This window comes from Streptomyces sp. NPDC086989, assembly GCF_044745505.1.
GTDB lineage: Bacteria > Actinomycetota > Actinomycetes > Streptomycetales > Streptomycetaceae > Streptomyces.
In genome coordinates this window covers 340,428-356,506 of the sequence record NZ_JBIVAL010000008.1, presented here as the reverse complement: position 1 = coordinate 356,506, position 16,079 = coordinate 340,428, and the positions used below count along the sequence as shown (strand labels likewise).

The 16,079-nt window shown below is 73.5% G+C and carries 13 protein-coding genes and 2 pseudogenes; 1 reads left to right on the top strand and 14 read right to left on the bottom strand.

The genetic code is table 11. The annotated features are described in order from the left end of the window. Nucleotides 1-52: 52 nt before the first annotated feature. The 12 genes and pseudogenes from rfaE2 to ACIPK4_RS21845 form a co-directional block, all read right to left on the bottom strand. Nucleotides 53-1,450 carry a D-glycero-beta-D-manno-heptose 1-phosphate adenylyltransferase gene (gene rfaE2, locus ACIPK4_RS21900; RefSeq protein ID WP_402315026.1) on the bottom strand — a complete coding sequence of 466 codons (1,398 nt, stop codon included), beginning with the start codon at nt 1,448-1,450 and terminating at the stop codon, nt 53-55. Further along, nucleotides 1,447-2,094, bottom strand: coding sequence for an SIS domain-containing protein (locus tag ACIPK4_RS21895; protein ID WP_402315024.1), 648 nt, complete (start codon nt 2,092-2,094; stop codon nt 1,447-1,449). Before ACIPK4_RS21895 ends, rfaE2 begins: the two co-directional genes overlap by 4 nt. A gap of 189 nt (nt 2,095-2,283) precedes the next feature. Then, complete coding sequence (locus ACIPK4_RS21890; RefSeq protein WP_402315022.1) at nt 2,284-3,558, bottom strand: glycosyltransferase; 1,275 nt, start codon at nt 3,556-3,558, stop codon at nt 2,284-2,286. Continuing rightward, the gene (locus ACIPK4_RS21885; RefSeq protein ID WP_402315020.1) at nt 3,555-4,517 is read right to left on the bottom strand and encodes a glycosyltransferase; all 963 of its coding nucleotides are present in this window, start codon (nt 4,515-4,517) and stop codon (nt 3,555-3,557) included. Before ACIPK4_RS21885 ends, ACIPK4_RS21890 begins: the two co-directional genes overlap by 4 nt. Continuing rightward, on the bottom strand, nt 4,514-5,593 hold the full coding sequence (locus tag ACIPK4_RS21880; RefSeq protein WP_402315018.1) for a glycosyltransferase family 9 protein: 1,080 nt from the start codon (nt 5,591-5,593) through the stop codon (nt 4,514-4,516). The genes ACIPK4_RS21885 and ACIPK4_RS21880 overlap by 4 nt, the downstream gene beginning before the upstream one ends. Beyond that, entirely contained in the window at nt 5,590-6,312 is a 723-nt protein-coding gene (locus tag ACIPK4_RS21875; RefSeq protein ID WP_402315016.1) for a D-glycero-alpha-D-manno-heptose-1,7-bisphosphate 7-phosphatase, read from the bottom strand. The genes ACIPK4_RS21880 and ACIPK4_RS21875 overlap by 4 nt, the downstream gene beginning before the upstream one ends. Next, complete coding sequence (locus ACIPK4_RS21870; RefSeq protein ID WP_402315207.1) at nt 6,309-7,385, bottom strand: glycosyltransferase family 2 protein; 1,077 nt, start codon at nt 7,383-7,385, stop codon at nt 6,309-6,311. The genes ACIPK4_RS21875 and ACIPK4_RS21870 overlap by 4 nt, the downstream gene beginning before the upstream one ends. Before the next feature lie 5 nt (nt 7,386-7,390). After that, complete coding sequence (locus ACIPK4_RS21865; protein ID WP_402315014.1) at nt 7,391-9,046, bottom strand: carbamoyltransferase; 1,656 nt, start codon at nt 9,044-9,046, stop codon at nt 7,391-7,393. 77 nt (nt 9,047-9,123) lie between these two features. After that, complete coding sequence (locus ACIPK4_RS21860; RefSeq protein WP_402315012.1) at nt 9,124-10,086, bottom strand: NAD-dependent epimerase/dehydratase family protein; 963 nt, start codon at nt 10,084-10,086, stop codon at nt 9,124-9,126. Nucleotides 10,087-10,245: 159 nt separating this feature from the next. Beyond that, nucleotides 10,246-11,363, bottom strand: a pseudogene (locus tag ACIPK4_RS21855) (lactonase family protein). Between the two features lie 163 nt (nt 11,364-11,526). Continuing rightward, nucleotides 11,527-12,336: an SDR family oxidoreductase gene (locus ACIPK4_RS21850; protein WP_402315010.1), complete on the bottom strand. Its 810-nt coding sequence runs from the start codon at nt 12,334-12,336 to the stop codon at nt 11,527-11,529. Nucleotides 12,337-12,350: 14 nt separating this feature from the next. Then, the gene (locus ACIPK4_RS21845) at nt 12,351-13,097 is read right to left on the bottom strand and encodes an SDR family oxidoreductase (RefSeq protein ID WP_402315009.1); all 747 of its coding nucleotides are present in this window, start codon (nt 13,095-13,097) and stop codon (nt 12,351-12,353) included. A gap of 380 nt (nt 13,098-13,477) precedes the next feature. Between ACIPK4_RS21845 and ACIPK4_RS21840 the strand changes: the two are divergent. Then, nucleotides 13,478-14,179: pseudogene (locus tag ACIPK4_RS21840) on the top strand (hypothetical protein). Between the two features lie 171 nt (nt 14,180-14,350). On the opposite strand, the gene ACIPK4_RS21835 reads toward ACIPK4_RS21840, so the two are convergent. Together ACIPK4_RS21835 and ACIPK4_RS21830 are read right to left on the bottom strand one after the other, a co-directional pair. After that, nucleotides 14,351-15,139, bottom strand: a complete 789-nt coding sequence (locus ACIPK4_RS21835) for a hypothetical protein (protein ID WP_402315007.1) — start codon at nt 15,137-15,139, stop codon at nt 14,351-14,353. Between the two features lie 83 nt (nt 15,140-15,222). Further along, a complete protein-coding gene (locus tag ACIPK4_RS21830) occupies nt 15,223-16,023 on the bottom strand; it encodes a MerR family transcriptional regulator (protein ID WP_402315005.1) in 801 nt (266 codons plus the stop codon). Nucleotides 16,024-16,079: the final 56 nt, after the last annotated feature.

Sequence of the window (16,079 nt, the reverse complement as noted above, 5' to 3'; positions counted from 1 at the left end):
ACCCGCGCGCGTCAGCGTCGCGACCGCTCACCCGCGTAGCGGCTCGGGCGGCTCAGGGCGAGGGCGCGGCACCCGAGGCGGCCCGGGCAGCGCGATCGGCGAGACCGGTCGTGGAGCGGCCGTCGAGGTAGGGCAGGACGACGGCCTGGCCGCCCCAGGCCCGCAGCGCCCGCGCCTCCGGGAGGTCGTCGGCCGAGTAGTCGCCACCCTTGACCCAGACGTCCGGTCGCAGCCGGCCCAGCAGCGTCTCGGGCGTGTCTTCCTCGAAGGCCACGACCGCGTCGACACTGCCGAGCGCCGCCAGCACCCGTACACGGTCCTCCAGCGGGTTCAGTGGGCGCCCCGGCCCTTTCAACCGCCGCAGCGAGGTGTCCGAGTTCACGCAGACGATCAGGCAGTCACCGATCCGCCGCGCGCTGTCCAGCAGGCCGACGTGCCCGGCGTGGAGCAGGTCGAAGCAACCGCCCGTGGCGACCACCGTTCCGCCGCGCGCCCGTACGCTCGCGGCCGTCGCGAAGGCGTCGCCGCCCGCGGGCCGGGTGACGCCGGTCAGGGGCGACGCGCGCCACAGGGCGGGGTCGCCGGCACCACCCGCCGCCACGAAGGCCGCGGCCGCGGCCACCCCCAGCTGTACCGCCTCCTCCGGCAGGCTTCCGTCCGCGAGGGCCGAGGCCGCCACGGCGGCGAAGCAGTCGCCCGCCCCGCACGGATCGCCCACGGCCCGGTACGGCGAGGGCACGAGCATGGGCGCCGCGGACAGGGGCCGGGTCAGCAGCACCCCGCGCTCGCCGAGGGTGACCCCCACCGCAGCGGCGCCCCAGCGCTCCGCCAGTTCCGCACCGCGCCGGGCGTGCGCCGCCAGGGAGTCGCCCTCGCCGGGGCAGAGCGCGGTCGCCTCCGCCGCGTTCGGTGTCACCAGGCGGGCTCCGAGCGCCGGTGGTCCGCCCCGCGGGTGCGGGTCCCACAGCAGAGGTACGCGGCGCGCGCTGTCCGTCAGCAGGGGGCGAAGCGCCTGCGCCGTGCCCCTGCCGTAGTCCGCGACGAGGACGGCGTGCGCCTCGGCCAGTGCCCGGCCCACGGCCGCGTTGACGGCGCCGACCTCGCCGCCGCCCCGGTCCATCCGGACCAGGGGGCGACCGTCGGCCAGAACCCGTGTCTTGACCGGCAGGGAGCCCTCCAACGGGAGTTCGACCAGCCTGACGCGGCCGTCCAGCGCCTCCCGCACACGGTTGCTGGCGCTGTCCTGCCCCAGTGCCGTGACCAGGACGACTTCGCGGCCGGAGCGGGCGGCCAGCACGGCGGCCAGTCCCGCGCCTCCGGGTCGTGAGAAGTCGTCCGTGACGTCGACGACGGGTGCCGGTGCGTCCGGGGCGAGACGGGAAGCGATCCCCCGGACGTCGCGGTCCAGCAGGACGTCGCCGACCACGACCAGCGGTGCGCGGCCGTTCACCGGGCCCTCCTGACGGCGGCGACGGCGCGCCGGGGCCCCGCCCTCACCGCGGTGGTACCGAAGGAGGCGAGGGCCCCGTCGAAGGACTCGCACAGCAGGTGCACGGCCACCAGGTGGGCTTCCTGCACGGTCGCCGTCGAGGCGGCGTCGATGCACAGGGCCTGGTCGGCTGCCTCCGCCAGCGGGTTGGGGCCGGCTCCGGTCAGGGCCCAGACCTCCAGCCCCGCACTGCGGGCCGTCATTGCGGCCGACAGCAGGTTCCCGCTGCGCCCCGACGTCGACAGGACGATGAGGACGTCACCGTCCCGGCCGTGTGCCGCGACCTGCCGGGCGAAGACCTGCTCGAAGCCGTAGTCGTTGCCGATCGCTGTGACACTGGACGTCTCGGCGTGCAGGGCGATGGCCGAGTAGGCGGGCCGCTCCTCGCGGTACCGGCCGACCAGCTCTGCGGTCAGATGCTGCGCCTGGGCGGCGCTGCCGCCGTTGCCGGCTGCGAGGAGGCGGCCTCCGGCGGGGAGCACCGTGGCGAGCCGGTGACCCCAGTGGGCGAGCTGGTCCAGACCGTGGACGCGTAGACGCCTCAGCGCGTCCTCCAGTGCCTGGCAGTGCTGTTGGGCTCCTGTGGTTGCGGGAGATCGGCTCATGGCGTCGGGGCGGCGCTCGGGAGAGCGGTCCGCACCCCACCTCCTTCGGTCAATCGGTACTGCGCGGGGACGGGAACGGTCGTGACCGACCGGAGACGCTCGTCGGGACGGTGGCCGGCCGGACGGTGGCCGCACGGACGGTGGCCGCACGGACGGTGGCCGGCCGGACTGACGTGTGGCGCACGGAGCTCACGTCGTCGTCCCCACGCCCACGAGCCGCCCGGCGAGCACCGAGCGGTAGGACCGTTCTGTCGCGGCGGCGACCTGGGACCAGGCGTAACGGCTCGTGACACGCCGCCGCCCGGCAGCCCCGTACTCCCGGCGCACCGTGTCGTCGGCCAGCAGCTCGGCGGTGGCCGCCGCGAGCGCGCGGACGTCTCCGGGCGGCACGAGACGTCCGGTCTCCCGGTCGGCGATGGTGTCCTGCTGGCCTCCGACGGCGCTGGCCACGACCGGGCGGCCGCAGGCCATCGCCTCCAGGGGCACGATGCCGAACGGTTCGTAGTCCGCCGGGCACAGCACGACGTCGGCGCTGCGCAGCAGGGCCGGCACGCGGTCGCAGGGCACCGCGCCGACGAAGCGCACGCGGTCCAGGACCCCGGCCCCCCGGGCGATGGCGCGCAAGCGCCGCACCTCCAGGTCGGAGTCGAGGAGGCCGCCGGCCGCGGGGCCGCCGGCGATCAGGAGCTCCGACTCCGGCAGGTGGGCGAGGGCCGCGATGGACACGGCCGCCCCCTTGCGCGGGACGAGCCGCCCCAGTTGGAGCAGTCGGTGGCGGTGGGCGGTCCCCCGCTCGGCGACCGGACCCTCCGGCCGGAACCGCTCGGTGTCCACGCCGCACGGAACGATGTCGACCTTGTCCTCGGAAAGGCCCATCCGAGCGAGTTCGGTGACCTCGTCGCGGCAGGTCGCCACGACCCGGTCGCAGCCGAAACCGACCTCCCGCTCACAACCGATGCGTGCGGGGGGACTGGTGTCGGCGGCGCCCTGGTGGCGCCGCTTGACGGTTCCCAGCGCGTGGTAGGTGTGCAGCAGCGGCAGACCCAGCTCGCGCGCCGCCGCCAGCGAGGCGAGCCCGGACATCCAGAAATGGGAGTGGACCAGGTCGGGAGCACCGGTCTGCTGCCAGTGGTGCATCAGGTAGTACGAGAACTCCCGCATGTGCGGCAGCAGTTCGTCCTTGGGCATGGGTTCGGCCGGCCCGGCCGGCACGTGGTGGACCGTGACGCCGGGGCGCAGCCGGCTGCTGACCGGCAGGTCCCCGGCATCCCGCCGCGTGTACACCGTGACATGGTGGCCTCGGTCGGCCAGTGCCCCGGCGAGGCAGGCGACGTGCACGTTCTGGCCGCCCGCGTCGACGCCGCCGAGTGTCGCGAGGGGGCTGGCGTGCTCGGAGACCAGGGCCAGCGACAGCGGCCGTAGCCGGTGTGGCGGCCGCGTCGCACGGGCGGTGGGAGGTGTCATGACCGTACCTCCGCCATCAGGCGCTCCCAGTCGGCCAGGAAGCGTTTGAGACCGTACCGTTCGAGCGCGGCCTGCCGGGCGCGAGCGCCGTCCTCGGCAGCCGCCTGGGGTTCGTTGAGGTAATGGACGACCGCTCGCGCCAGCACCTCCGGACGGGTCGAGAGGACCCCCGTGCCGGGCAGGACGGCCTCCACGGCCTCCGTGGAGGCCAGCGCCACGACGGGCATGCCCAGATGCATGGCTTCCAGCAGTGACAGGCCCAGGGAGGTCCATCGCACGGGGTGGAGGTACAGGCGGCGCTCCGCCATCGCCGTGTGCAGTTCGCGCTGAGGCAGCTCGTAGGCCCGGCACCGTCGTGCGGACAGCCCCAGGTGCTCGGCGATGCCGTCGGTGCCCATGCCGAAGACGTCCAGGGGCGCTGCCCGGGCCAGCTCGGGCAGCAGGTCCGTCCCGGTGTGGCGGCCCCGCCTGATCGGTTCGTTCGTCACCACCGCCGCGCGGGGAAGCACACCGGTGTAGAGGTGCCCGGGGTCGACGATGCCGTGTTCGATGACCGCCGTGCGTACGGCACCGTTGTCCCAGAACAGCCGGTTGAAATGGGTGACGTGAACCAGTGTCAGATCGGCGCGGTCGGCGCAGGGGTGACGGGTGCGCGGCACGTCGCCGTCCGGTGCGTTGTGCTCCAGGTACACGGCGGGGACGTCGCGTCCGGGGCGGCGGCCCAGCCAGCGCTCGGCCAGTTCCATCTCGTGGGGCCGCTGGAGCACGACGAGGTCCACCGGGGCGGCGGCCAGTTCGGCCGGCGTGACCTCGCGCACCGAATCGGGCCAGTCGAAGGTGCGGGCGCGGCCCAGCCCGTCGGGCCCCCGGTCCGGGGTGACCGGTACGAGGTAGGTGTGCGGACCCTGGACGAACGCGGTGGTCCAGGAACCGTGAACGTGCCACAGCAGGATGTTCATACGGTCACTCCTCGATCGGTCTCGCTCGGTTCGGGCGGCCTCGGTCTGCGGCTGCCGGGCGGGCCGTCCGTGAGGAGTCCGGCGACGGCCGCCAGCACCTCGTGGTCATCCACCGAGTCCAGACAGGGGTGGCCCGCAACGGGGCACACCCGCGCCCTGCTGCCCGCGCACGAAGCCCGCTGATCGCCGAGCAGCACATGCGGTACCCGGTACGGCCGCCACCGGCCCGCCGGCACCACGGGTGCGAACAGGCACACCACGGGTGTGCCCACGGCGGCGGCCAGATGGGTGGGGCCCGTGTTGCCCGCCACCAGGACCTGCGCGGCGGCCAGGACCCCGGCCAGCTCGTGCAGGTCGGCCGTGACGCCGCCCAGGTCGAGTCCGTGACGGCCGGCCACCTCGGCGGTGAGCTCCTTCTCCGCGGGGCTGCCGGTGACCACCACCCGGTGCCCCGCCTCGTGCAGCGCGGCCGCGGCACGCGTCGCCCTGGCCGGGCTCCAGGCCCGGGCGGCCACCGCGGCTCCCGGATGCAGCACCACGTAGGGTTCGGGACCCGTCAACCGCGTCGTGTCCGGCGGGACGCACACCCGCAGTGCGCCGTCGTCGCCGTCGGGCAGGGCGAAACCGAAGTCCCGCACCAGGTCGAGCGCTGCGTCCGCCTCGTGCCGGTCAGGCAGCCGGTGGTGCCGCAGCGCGAGCAGGGATCCCGGGTACTCCTCGCAGTCGGCCGCGACCTGCTCCACTCCCGCGAGCGCGAGCAGCAGGGCCGCCGGCAAGGGGCTCTGGTGATGGGACACCAGGATCACACCGCGGTCGAAGCGGCCGGCGGCCAGGGCGTCGACCAGCAGGCCGCACTCCTCGCGAGAGGTGCGGCCCGGCTCCAGCCCCACCCAGGGGGCCTCGTACACCAGCACCTGGTCCACGCCGGGCAACAGCCGCGCCGCGGCGACCCCCTGGGGTCCGCAGAGCAGCGCGGTGTGGGAGGAGCGGGCCGCCACCGCGCGCACGGCAGGCCCGGCCAGCAGTACGTCCCCGGCACTGTCGAGGCGTACGACGAGGCTGCGCGGGGCGTTCATCCCGCACCGCCCCCAGCGTGTGGGCGCGCCCGCGCTGGTCCGGGGGCCGGCGCGACGTCCGTGTCCCGGCCGGCGCCGGCCGGGGACGAGACGAGCAGTTTCCGGACGGCGGTGAGCAGGTCGCACGCCGTCTCGCGAGCGGCCGCGACCTCGTCGGGGCGGGTCACGGGTGTCGGCACCAGCACGCCGCGCGCCCCCGCGGCGGCGGCGGCCCGTACGTCGGAGCCGATGTCCCCGAGGACCACCGTACGTTCGGGGGCCGCGCCCAGCCGCTCGCACGCGGCGAGGATCAGGCCCGGTGCGGGCTTGCGGCAGCCGCAGCCGTCCGCGGGGCCGTGGGGGCACACGGCCCACACGTCGAACGGACCGAACAGTTCGTCCACGCGCCGGCGCACCGCCGCCACGTGCTGCTGCGTCAGGAGCCCGCGGGCGACGCCCGACTGGTTGCTCACGACACCGATCGGCACCCCGAGTTCGCGCAGCGCGGTCACCGCGGCCCGCGCCGTGGGCATGGGAGAGACCCGGTCGGGGTCGCCGTTGTACGGGACGTCGACGATGAGCGTCCCGTCGCGGTCGAAGAGGACCGCTTCCGGGAGGGGGCCTGCCCCACGGGACCGACCCGGGCTCGTGGCGGCCGCACCGGAGGAGCCCCACAGCCAGGGGACGGCCACGGCCGGGGCCCCACCCGCGGAGGCGCCTGCGCCGGACCGGTTCCTCATGATCGCACTTGCTCGCGGCGAGTCCCCTGCGGGGCCTGCGAGCGGCTCGCGGGCGGCGCCGCCGGATCCGCTCGGTGGACACGGCGGTGTACGACCGTCCCGCGCAGCCAGTGCCAGACCGCCATAGCGGGGACGACCGTGCTCGTGGCCGCCATGGTGACGACCTCGGACCGGGTGCGCGGACCGGGTGCGATCCGGGCGGCGGCGAACTCGGCGGTGCCGACCAGCCAGCCCGCCGCGCACCACGCGGCGGCGCGCCTCCTGCCGACCAGCGCACAGCCCACGGCTGCGGCGGCGGCCGAGGTCACGGCGGCATGGCGGGGCAGCCGCCCGCGGGGAGCGCCCGCCCGGCCCCACCAGTCGTGTCCGTGCAGTCGGCACATCAGTACGTCGTCGGCGTTGCCCGCCTGGAGCCGCACCGAGATCCAGCGATCTGCGGGCCGGACCGGGTGCGTGGTACGGCGGCTTCCGGGGGCCAGGACCCAGCCGCCCTCGATCAGGCGCAGGGCCAGCTCGGCGTCCTCGCGAAAGGCGCGCCGGAAGCGCTCGTCGAAGCCGCCGGCGGCTTCCAACGCCTCCCGGCGAAAGGCCATGTCCGCGGTGATCCAGCGGGCGGTGGCCAGACCCGCCGTGTTGCGCTCCCAGTCCGTGGGACGGCGGCCGGCCGGCAGGGGGACGTCGATGCGGGCCGTGACGGCCGCGGTGTCGCGGGAGGCCGAGACCAGATCGCTCGCCAGGTCCTCGCCCCAGCCCCGTCCCGGCACGACGTCGTCGTCGAGGAACACGATCCAGGGCACCGGGCCCGCCGCCCGCATTCCCGTGTTGCGGGCGGCGGCGGGGCCCCGGCCCCGGCCGGCCACGACGGTGGTGATCGGGCGGAGCGCGGGGGGAACGTCCAGGGCGGGAGGTGCTCCGTCAGGGCCGGGACGGTCGTGTACGAGGACGATCCGGACGGGGCCGTGCCCCGAGGCCGTGGCGGCTGCCACGGCGTCCAGGCAGGCTCTGAGGCTGGGCCGGCCGAGGGTGGGTACGACGATCGCGTACGGGGGCGGGGGCGCCGACGCCTGGAGCATCACGGTCAGCCTTCCTCTGCGGCGCGGAAGATGCCGTCCCGGCGGACGGCGTACGGCCCGATGGCCAGCAGGTCCACGGGCGACGAGCCGAAGCACTCCAGAGCGTCCCGGGGGTCGTCGACCATCGGCCGGCCGGCGGTGTTCAGACTGGTGTTGACGACGACCGGCAGCCCGGTACGCCGTTCGAACTCGGTGAGCATCCGTGCCACCAGGGGCTCACGCTCCTGATCCACCGTCTGGATGCGGGCGGTGCCGTCGACGTGGACCACAGCCGGGATGCGCTCGCGCCAGTCGGCAGCCACGTCGTGCACGAACAGCATGTACGGGCTGGGCAGCGGACCGTCGAAGATCTCGGCCGCCCGCTCGGCGAGCACCATCGGGGCCACGGGACGGAACTGTTCGCGGCCCTTGACGTCGTTGAGGCGCTCCAGGTTTCCCGCGTGCCCGGGATGCGCCAGCAGTGAGCGGTGTCCGAGGGCCCGCGGCCCGAACTCCGAACGCCCCTGGAACCAGGCCACGATGGCGTTGTCGGCGAGTGCCTGCGCGACGGTGGCCGCGATGTCCGGCGGCCGTTCGAAGGGGACTCCCGCCGTTTTGAGCCAGGCGCCGAGTTCGGCGTCGGACCAGTCGCGGCCCAGATCCGCGCCGGTCATCGGCTCGGGGGCGTCCCCCGCCCCGGCGGCGAGAAGCAGCGCGGAGCCCAGCGCCGTTCCCGCGTCTCCGGCGGCCGGCTGGACCCACACGCGGGAGAAGGGGCCTTCGCGCGCGATGCGGGAGTTGGCCACGCAGTTCAGTGCCACGCCCCCGGCGAGGGTGAGGACGTCGTCGTGGGTGCGGCCGTGGAGCCAGCGGACCAGGTCCAGCAGTGTCTCCTCCAGGACGGCCTGGGCACTCGCGGCGAGATCGGCGTGGGCGCCGCTCCACGGCTCGTCCGGGCCCCGGGGTGGACAGAACTCGTTCCACGGGACGCCGGTGGCACGGAAGCCGCCGTCGCCCGTGGGGTACACGTAGCGGCGGAGCTCGGTCAGCATCCGCGGGTTTCCGTGGGAGGCGAGTGCCATCACCTTGAACTCGTCGGAGGACCTCAGGAAGCCCAGGTGCTCGGTGAGTTCCTCGTAGACGAGTCCGAGCGAGTGCGGCAGGTCCTGCGCGTGGAGCGGCTCCAGGCTGTCGCCCATCCGGCGGGCCGCCAGGTGCGAAGCCCGCTCACCGCGTCCGTCGAGGACCAGGACGGAACTGCGGTCCGCGCCGTCGGCCGCGAACGCGCCGGACGCGGCATGGGCCATGTGGTGGGGTACGAAGCGCACGAGGCCGGGGTCGAGGCCGGGCAGGGCGGTCGCCAGGAAGCCCGGGGCCTCACGCGCATACGTCTGGCGGAGGTGGTCCCACGGATCGTCCAGGCCCATGGCGTCGGCCGACCGGGCCAGAGCGGGGTCGTAGGAGTACGCCACGGCGTCGAGGTCCTGCGGACGCAGACCGGCCCGCCTCAGGCACCAGGCCGCGGCCTGTTCCGGAAGTTCCCAGGCGGAGAAGGGCACCGGCCGCTTGCCGTGCTTTCGACGGGAGAACCGCTCCTCCTCGGCGGCGGCGACCGTACGGCCGTCGACGACGAGTGCTGCGGACGGGTCGTGGAAGAGCGCGTTGATTCCGAGGATGCGCATGGCCGGAGGGACCTTTCGGCTGAGGGAGCGGGCGGACGCGCAGGTGGGCCGCCGGTGAGGTACAAGAGCGCCGAGGGTCAGTTCTCGCGCCGCGCGCGGAACCAGTCGATCGTGCGGCGCAGCCCGTCCGCGGCAGCCACACGCGGCTCCCACTGGAGCTTGTCCCGCGCCAGCGTGATGTCCGGGCAGCGCACGGTCGGATCGTCGGTGGGCCGCTCGACGAAGGTGATCTCCGACGAGGAGCCCGTCAGCTCGACGATCCACCGGGCCAGCTCCAGCATGGTGAGCTCGTCCGGGTTGCCGAGGTTCACGGGCCCGCGCATTCCGTGGTCGGCCGCCGCGAGGATGCCTGCGACGGTGTCCTCGACGTAGCACAGGGAACGGGTCTGCAGGCCGTCGCCCGTGACGGTCAGCGGGGTACCCGCGAGGGCCTGGCGGATGAACGTGGGAACCGCGCGACCGTCGTAGCCCCGCATGCGCGGACCGTAGGTGTTGAACAGCCGCACGATGCAGGCGTCCGTGCCCAGGGCCGAGGCGTGAGCGGTGGTCAGCGCCTCGCCGAAGCGTTTGGCCTCGTCGTAGACGCTGCGGGGGCCGACGGGGTTGACGTGTCCCCAGTACCGTTCGTTCTGGGGGTGCTCCTGCGGATCGCCGTACACCTCGGACGTGGAGGCGAGGACGAAGCGGGCCTCGCTGCGGTGCGCGAGTTCCAGGGCGTTGCGCGTGCCGAGGCTTCCGGCCTCCAGCGTGTGGAGCGGCAGCCGGAGGTAGTCGGCCGGGGAGGCCGGGGAGGCCAGGTGCAGAACGAGGTCAGGGTCCGCCCGTATGGCAAAGGGACGCGAGACGTTCGTCTCCTGCACGGCGAATCGGGGATGCCCCACCAGTTCCGATATGTTCTCCGGTCGTCCCGTGCTGAAGTCGTCCACACAGGTGACGGCGGTCCCCGCGGCGAGCAGGGCGGAGCACAGGTGGGAGCCGACGAAGCCCGCACCGCCGGTGACGACGGCGTGCTTCCAGCGCGGCGCGCGCGGTGAGCCCATGGTGATCTCCTCGTGCTACGGGGACAGCGCGGGAGGCAGGAACCCAAGGGGCCGCCTGGGGCCCGCTCGTGCCTGGTAGAACCCCGCAGGTACGCCCTCAGCCTGCTGGAGCCGGGGTGGATCGGCACGTGGGAACCGGCAATCGAGTGGCGGCCGTGTTCAGGCGAATACGACGCAGGCGGCTGCCGGGACGTCCAGTCTGCCGGCCGGTTGCAGGTGCCCGCTCCTGGGATCGGTGTCGAACCAGGTGACGTCACCGGACCACTCGTTGGACACGTAAAGCCGACCCGCCGGGCCGGCCGCCAGATGCCGCGGCCACTGACCGCCGCAGTTGGCGACGCCCGTGATCCGCGGCTTTTCGGGGCCGTCGGCCAGCGACAGGGTCACGATGAGGTTGCTGCCCCGGATCGCGGCCCAAACGAACCGGCCGTCCTCCGAGACCAGCGCGACGGACGGGTACTCCCTCGTGTCCGCCACGGCGCTTGCGTCCGCCACGGCGCTTGCGTCCGCCACGGCGCGTGTGTCCGCCACGGCGCCGGCCGAGCCCAGTGAGACCTCACCGGTCGGGTACAGGCGTCCGGAGTCGGCGTCCCACCGGCAGACGGTCAGCTGCGGTTCCAGCTCGTGGATGACGTACGCCACGTCTCCGCGGGGGTGGAAGGCCAGCTCACGGGGACCGCTCCCGGCGCGCAGCGGCGTCTCGGCACGCACGCGGAGGAACCCGTCGGCCGGATCGGGCCCGCACACGCGTACCGAATCGGTGCCGAGGTCCACGCTGAGCACCCAGCGGCCGCTCGGATCGGGCGTCACATGATGGGCGTGCGGGCCGGCCTGTCGCTCGGGGTCGGGCCCACGGCCGCGGTGGCGGAGAACGGCCGCGGGGCCCTGCGGCCTGCCGTCGCCCGCGATCCGGAGACCGCGCACGCTGCCGGAGGTGTAGTCGGCGATCAGCAGCCGGTCTCCGACGACGCTGAGGTGCACGGGACCGAGGCCGTCGACGGCAACGGGCCCACCGAGCGGAGCAAGACCGTCCGCGGTGATCCGGTATGCGGCCACCACCCCCTGATCGGTGCCCCCGCGGCGTAGAGCACCTGCCGGTCGGCGGACAGGGCCAGGCACGAGGTGTCCCCCGAGCCGTCGACGACGCCCAGGACGGTGAGCGCCCCCGTGACGGGGTCCACGGCCGCCGTGGTGATCCCGCGGCCTCCGCCGGAGGCGAACGAACCGATGTGAGCGCGCTGTCCGGCGCCCTGGTGAGTGCTTCCCGAGCCGCCCACCGGGTGGTCCTTCCGCCGTCGGTCCGCTGCCACCGGGCGAAACTAACAGCCGGCCGCCGCGAACCGGCCCCGGCCGGGCCGGTACGGGACCACGGGTTCGGCCGTCAGGGTGGGGGGGCAGACAGGTAGGGCGCGGACAGGGAGGCGCGGGCAGGGACGGCGCTCAGGGCCGGCGCCACCGGTCGTGGTCCATGTGCGAGCCTGCCATGGGTCCCATCCTCAGCATGCCGCCGTCCACCGCCCAGGAGGCACCGGTGACGTAGGAGGCCGAGGGGCCGGCCAGGAAGGCGATGACGGCGGCGACCTCGTGGGCGTCGCCCGGCCGGCCGGCGGGAATGCCCGGTCGCGGCTCCGCACGCACGTCCTGGTCCTCCTGGCCGGTCATGGGGGTGGCGATCTCTCCGGGAGCCACGGCGTTGACGGTGATTCCGTATTCGGCGAGTTCGAGTGCCATGACCTGCGTGAGGAGACCCAGTCCGCCCTTGGCGGCGCAGTACGGGCCGGCGCCGACACGCGGCTGGTGTTCGTGGACCGAGGTGACGTTGACGATCCGGCCGCCGGTGCCCTGTCGGATCATGTGACGGGCCGCCCGTTGACCGCACAACAGCGGGCCCACGAGGTCGACGTCGAGGACCTGGCGGACGGTGGTCAGGTCCAGGTCCAGGAAAGGCGTAGCGGTTCCCGTGCCCGCGTTGTTCACGAGCACGTCGATGCGCCCGAGTCCGTCGGCGAGCCGGTCGATGACGTCGGCGCCGGCAGGCAGGTCGGTGAGGTCGAGCCGGGCGAGCACGGCACGCCGGCCCCGTGCCCGGACCTCCTCGGCCGTGCGCTCGGCTCCTTCCTCGTCTTCGTGCCAGGTGATGCCGACGTCCAGACCGGCCGCGGCCAGTCGCACGGCGACGGCGCGACCGATTCCCGAGTCGGAGCCCGTGACGACCGCCGTGCTGGGGGAAAAGCGCAGAGGACTGATCATCGTCGAGCCTCCCGTCAGGGCCAGGAGGGTTCCCGCCGGGGCACTACGACCAGTTCGCCGACCACGCTCCCGGCGGGCACGGACAGCGCGTACATGACCGTGTCGGCCACGATCTCCGGGCTCTGGAGCAGAGCGGTGTCGGCGTCCGGGAACCGGTCCATGATGAAAGCGGTCTCCATTCCACCGGCGATGATCCCGGTGACGCCGATCCCGGTGCAGTCCCGCTGTGCCTCTTTGAACAGGGTGTGGGTGAACGCCCGCAGCCCGGACTTGCTCGCCGCGTAGGGGCCTGCTTCCGTCCAGGTCCGGTTCGCGGCGGTGGAGAGGATGTTGACGATGTGGCCCCCACCCGCGGCGACCATGCGCCGGTAGGTCTCCAGGCACAGGTACATCGGCCCGAGCAGGTTGGTGGTCACGACGTGCCTGACCTCTTCCGCGGTCAGGTGCTCGACGGACTTGGAGACGTCGACGGCCGCGTTGTTGACGAGGACGTCGACGCGACCGCCGTCCGCCTCGACGTCCCCGAAGACGGCCGAGACCGCGCCGGGGTCACACACGTCCATCTCGACGAAGCGGGCACGGCCGCCTGTCACGACGAGGTCCGCGCAGAGCTCCTGGGCCAGGTCCTTGCGTACGTCGGCGACCAGGACGGAGGCGCCGGCCGCGGCGAGCCGCCGTGCGATGGCGGCGCCCAGACCCCGGGCCCCGCCGGTGACCAAAGCCTGCTTGTCCTTCAGGTCGACCTGTGCCGCGCTGTTCATGCTGTGCCTTGCCTTCCCTAGGTTCCGGCGGCCGGCGCCACCTCCGGGAGGGGAGGGCCGGCCCGTCGCGTGTCGTGGGACCCACTCTGGGCACGGACCGGGCACGCGGCGCGCGGGGTTAGGCCACCAGGCGGCGCGGCCGCTGCTCTGCTGTGAGGCGGTGGCAGCCACGGACGGACCCGGTCGACCACCAGTCCGCGAAGGCCGGTGGAACCGTCCGCACGCCGGCGGCCGTCGCCCCGGCATCGACGCCTCACACAGGGGTAGGCGCCCGCCATGAATGACATGAACCAATGGACCATGAACCAATGGACCCCGGGCGAAATCACAGCCCAGGAAGGTACCCGGGCTCACCCCGGCGCGTACTGAGGGCTGCTGACGTGCGCCTGCGGACGAGCGACCCCCACGGCCGGGGATGCCGCCGGATACGTCATGGCCGCGGATTCCGTTACCTGGACGCGGACGGTCGACGCCTGGCCGCCGCGGACCGCGATCGGGCCCGTGCGCTCGTGATCCCTCCGGCATGGGAGGACGTCTGGATCTGCCCCTGGCCCAACGGGCCACATCCAGGCGGTGGGCACGGACGCCGCCGGCCGGCGCCAGTACCTCTACCACCCCGCTTTCCGCAGTCAGCAGGACGCCGCCAAACACGCGCACGTCCAGCGCGTGGCCCGCTCGTTGCCAGGACTGCGCGAACACGTGTCGGGGGACCTCCGCGGACGCGGCCTGACCCGCTCCCGTGTTCTGGCCTGCATGACCCGGCTGCTCGACCTGGGATTCCTGCGCATCGGCGGCGAACGCTACGCCCGTGACAACGGGAGCTACGGGCTCACGACCCTGCTGCGAGAACACGCGTCCTGCCGGAGCGGTGAAATTGCGAAGTCAGCGGTTATCTCGGCAACACTCCCGCCGTCTGCCGGGCGTCCTACATCGACCCCCGCGTCATAGAGCTCTACGAGGACGGCAAGACCATCGCTCCCGCTCTCGGCAAGCTGGGGAAGCACGGCCTGTTCGGGCGTCCGTCCACGCAAGGTGGGGTCGAGCGCGCCGTCCTGGAACTCCTCCGAGCGGGCCGGACGTGAGGCCAGGCCCCGGTGGCACAAGCAGGGGATGGGGCTGCTGGTCCGTCGCAGCCCCATCCCGGGCGAAGGGCGAGAGTGGGCGGGGGTCTCGCCCTGGGCCCCTCAGGAAAGTCACGCGGAGCACCTGCCCGCTCTCGCCCGTATCACTCCCCTACGGTCACCGTGCGACGGTCACCGCTGCCGCGTCTGCCCCACGGCTCGCCGGCTGCCGTTCCGGCCCGCGCCGCCCAACCGTCGGACGGCGGCCACGGGGTCGTCCGCGTAGAAGCGGAAGGCGCGGGCCTCGGCACGCTTGCCAAGGACACGTACGTACCGCACCGGCTCGGTGAGCTCGACGGTGACCGTTGTCAGGCCGGCCACAGCCACGTCGGCCACGCCGCTCTCATCCGCAGCGGCCAGCCTGCCATTCGGAAATGCCCGGTCCAGACGGACGGAGGCTATGCGGTCGGCTGGGATGCGGATGTCCAGCAGGGCGCCATGGCGCAGGCGCAGCGAGCCGTCGGCCCCGATCACATGCGGGCGGACCACGCAGGAGGCGTGCAGGGCGAGAAGGAAGTAGCAGCCCCAGACGTCGAGGACGAGTGTGGCGACGTGCACCACCGGCCAGGGGATCAGGTAAGCGAGGGCGACGGTCTCGACGACGCAGACGAAGAGCCAGCCGTACATGGTCGCCGTCTGGGCCGGCGCGTACGGAACGGCGTGGTCGCCGCCACGTACGCCGTGCGGACCCCGGCGGGTCACCCAGCGCAAGAAGCTGGTCGCGAGGGTCATCTCGTGGCTGATCAGCCTGCGCACGGACGCCGGGACGTCGTCAGCGATCGCGGCCAGGAATGCGGAGTGCCGGTGGAGCCCCTCGCGGCGGTGCCGCCGGTAGTCGAAAAGAAGCAGTGCGGTCGCCCCGGCCACGAGCGCAGACCCCGCCAGTTCCCCCGCCAGCCATGCGGCCGGGGCTACTCGCACCCCGCCCACCACACACATGAAAATGGCGAGTTCACACGGTGCGACCCCGGCGAAGCCCCAGCTCACAGCCTTTCGCAACGCCTTCACCCGGCACGCTCCCGGAGCAGCTCGATGGCGCGGCGCACGGCTGCCGACTGGGCAGGACTGAATTCCGCGAAGAGGGCGTCCGTGAAGCCGTCCTCCTCACATGATCCGCCCTTGCCTTCCGCCGCGATCATCGCCTGCGCCGCCTCGTCCGGGATGCCGTCGACAATGGCCCGGGCGGTCTCCTCCACACGTGGGTCATCCTCGGCTGCCTCGGCCAGTGCGTCCATCTGGGCGTACACCGTGTAGGCACGCCGCATGGCCTCGGCGTCGGCAATCAGACCTTGCCCCATGGCGTAGAGCCAGCCGAGGTCGGCGCCCGACGAGCCGGTCTCCAGCAGGGCCAGCAGCTCCCGTTCCTTGGCCGCCATCGCCGGCTCCGGTCCGGGCAACCGCGCTGAGGCGCGGGCCATGTCATCGAAGAGGGCGGTGAGTTCGGGAGAGACCGGGGCCTCGACGGGCAATTGGCCGGTACGCTTGGCCTGTTCGAGGAGCCGGCCCAGGCGGACGCGGCGCTGTCGGATTTCCTCCTCCTGACGGCCCAGGTCCGCGTCCAGCTCAGCGAGGATCTCGACCAGATCCCTGCCCACGTCATCCGTCAGAACGTCCTTCACTTCGTCCAGGCTCAGCCCGAGCTCGGTCAGACGGCGGATGCGGGCCAGTTCGACGGCGTCGCGCAGCGTGTAGTCGCGGTATCCGTTGGACTGGCGAGGAGGCTCGGGCAGCAGCCCGATGCGGTGATAGTGCCGCACTGCGCGGGTGGTGACGCCGACGGCGGCGGCGAGTTCTCCGATTCGCATGGCGCCAGTAGAAACGTTGTCGCTGCGACAAGGTCAAGCGGTTCCGTTCGCTGACG

What these genes read in the sequence shown, in the direction of transcription:
- ACIPK4_RS21895 (WP_402315024.1), bottom strand. Translation starts at nt 2,094, where the DNA reads ATGAGCCGATCTCCCGCAACCACAGGAGCCCAACAGCACTGCCAGGCA.
- ACIPK4_RS21890 (WP_402315022.1), bottom strand. Translation starts at nt 3,558, where the DNA reads ATGACACCTCCCACCGCCCGTGCGACGCGGCCGCCACACCGGCTACGG.
- ACIPK4_RS21885 (WP_402315020.1), bottom strand. Translation starts at nt 4,517, where the DNA reads ATGAACATCCTGCTGTGGCACGTTCACGGTTCCTGGACCACCGCGTTC.
- ACIPK4_RS21880 (WP_402315018.1), bottom strand. Translation starts at nt 5,593, where the DNA reads ATGAACGCCCCGCGCAGCCTCGTCGTACGCCTCGACAGTGCCGGGGAC.
- ACIPK4_RS21875 (WP_402315016.1), bottom strand. Translation starts at nt 6,312, where the DNA reads ATGAGGAACCGGTCCGGCGCAGGCGCCTCCGCGGGTGGGGCCCCGGCC.
- ACIPK4_RS21870 (WP_402315207.1), bottom strand. Translation starts at nt 7,385, where the DNA reads ATGCTCCAGGCGTCGGCGCCCCCGCCCCCGTACGCGATCGTCGTACCC.
- ACIPK4_RS21865 (WP_402315014.1), bottom strand. Translation starts at nt 9,046, where the DNA reads ATGCGCATCCTCGGAATCAACGCGCTCTTCCACGACCCGTCCGCAGCA.
- ACIPK4_RS21860 (WP_402315012.1), bottom strand. Translation starts at nt 10,086, where the DNA reads ATGGGCTCACCGCGCGCGCCGCGCTGGAAGCACGCCGTCGTCACCGGC.
- ACIPK4_RS21850 (WP_402315010.1), bottom strand. Translation starts at nt 12,336, where the DNA reads ATGATCAGTCCTCTGCGCTTTTCCCCCAGCACGGCGGTCGTCACGGGC.
- ACIPK4_RS21845 (WP_402315009.1), bottom strand. Translation starts at nt 13,097, where the DNA reads ATGAACAGCGCGGCACAGGTCGACCTGAAGGACAAGCAGGCTTTGGTC.
- ACIPK4_RS21830 (WP_402315005.1), bottom strand. Translation starts at nt 16,023, where the DNA reads ATGCGAATCGGAGAACTCGCCGCCGCCGTCGGCGTCACCACCCGCGCA.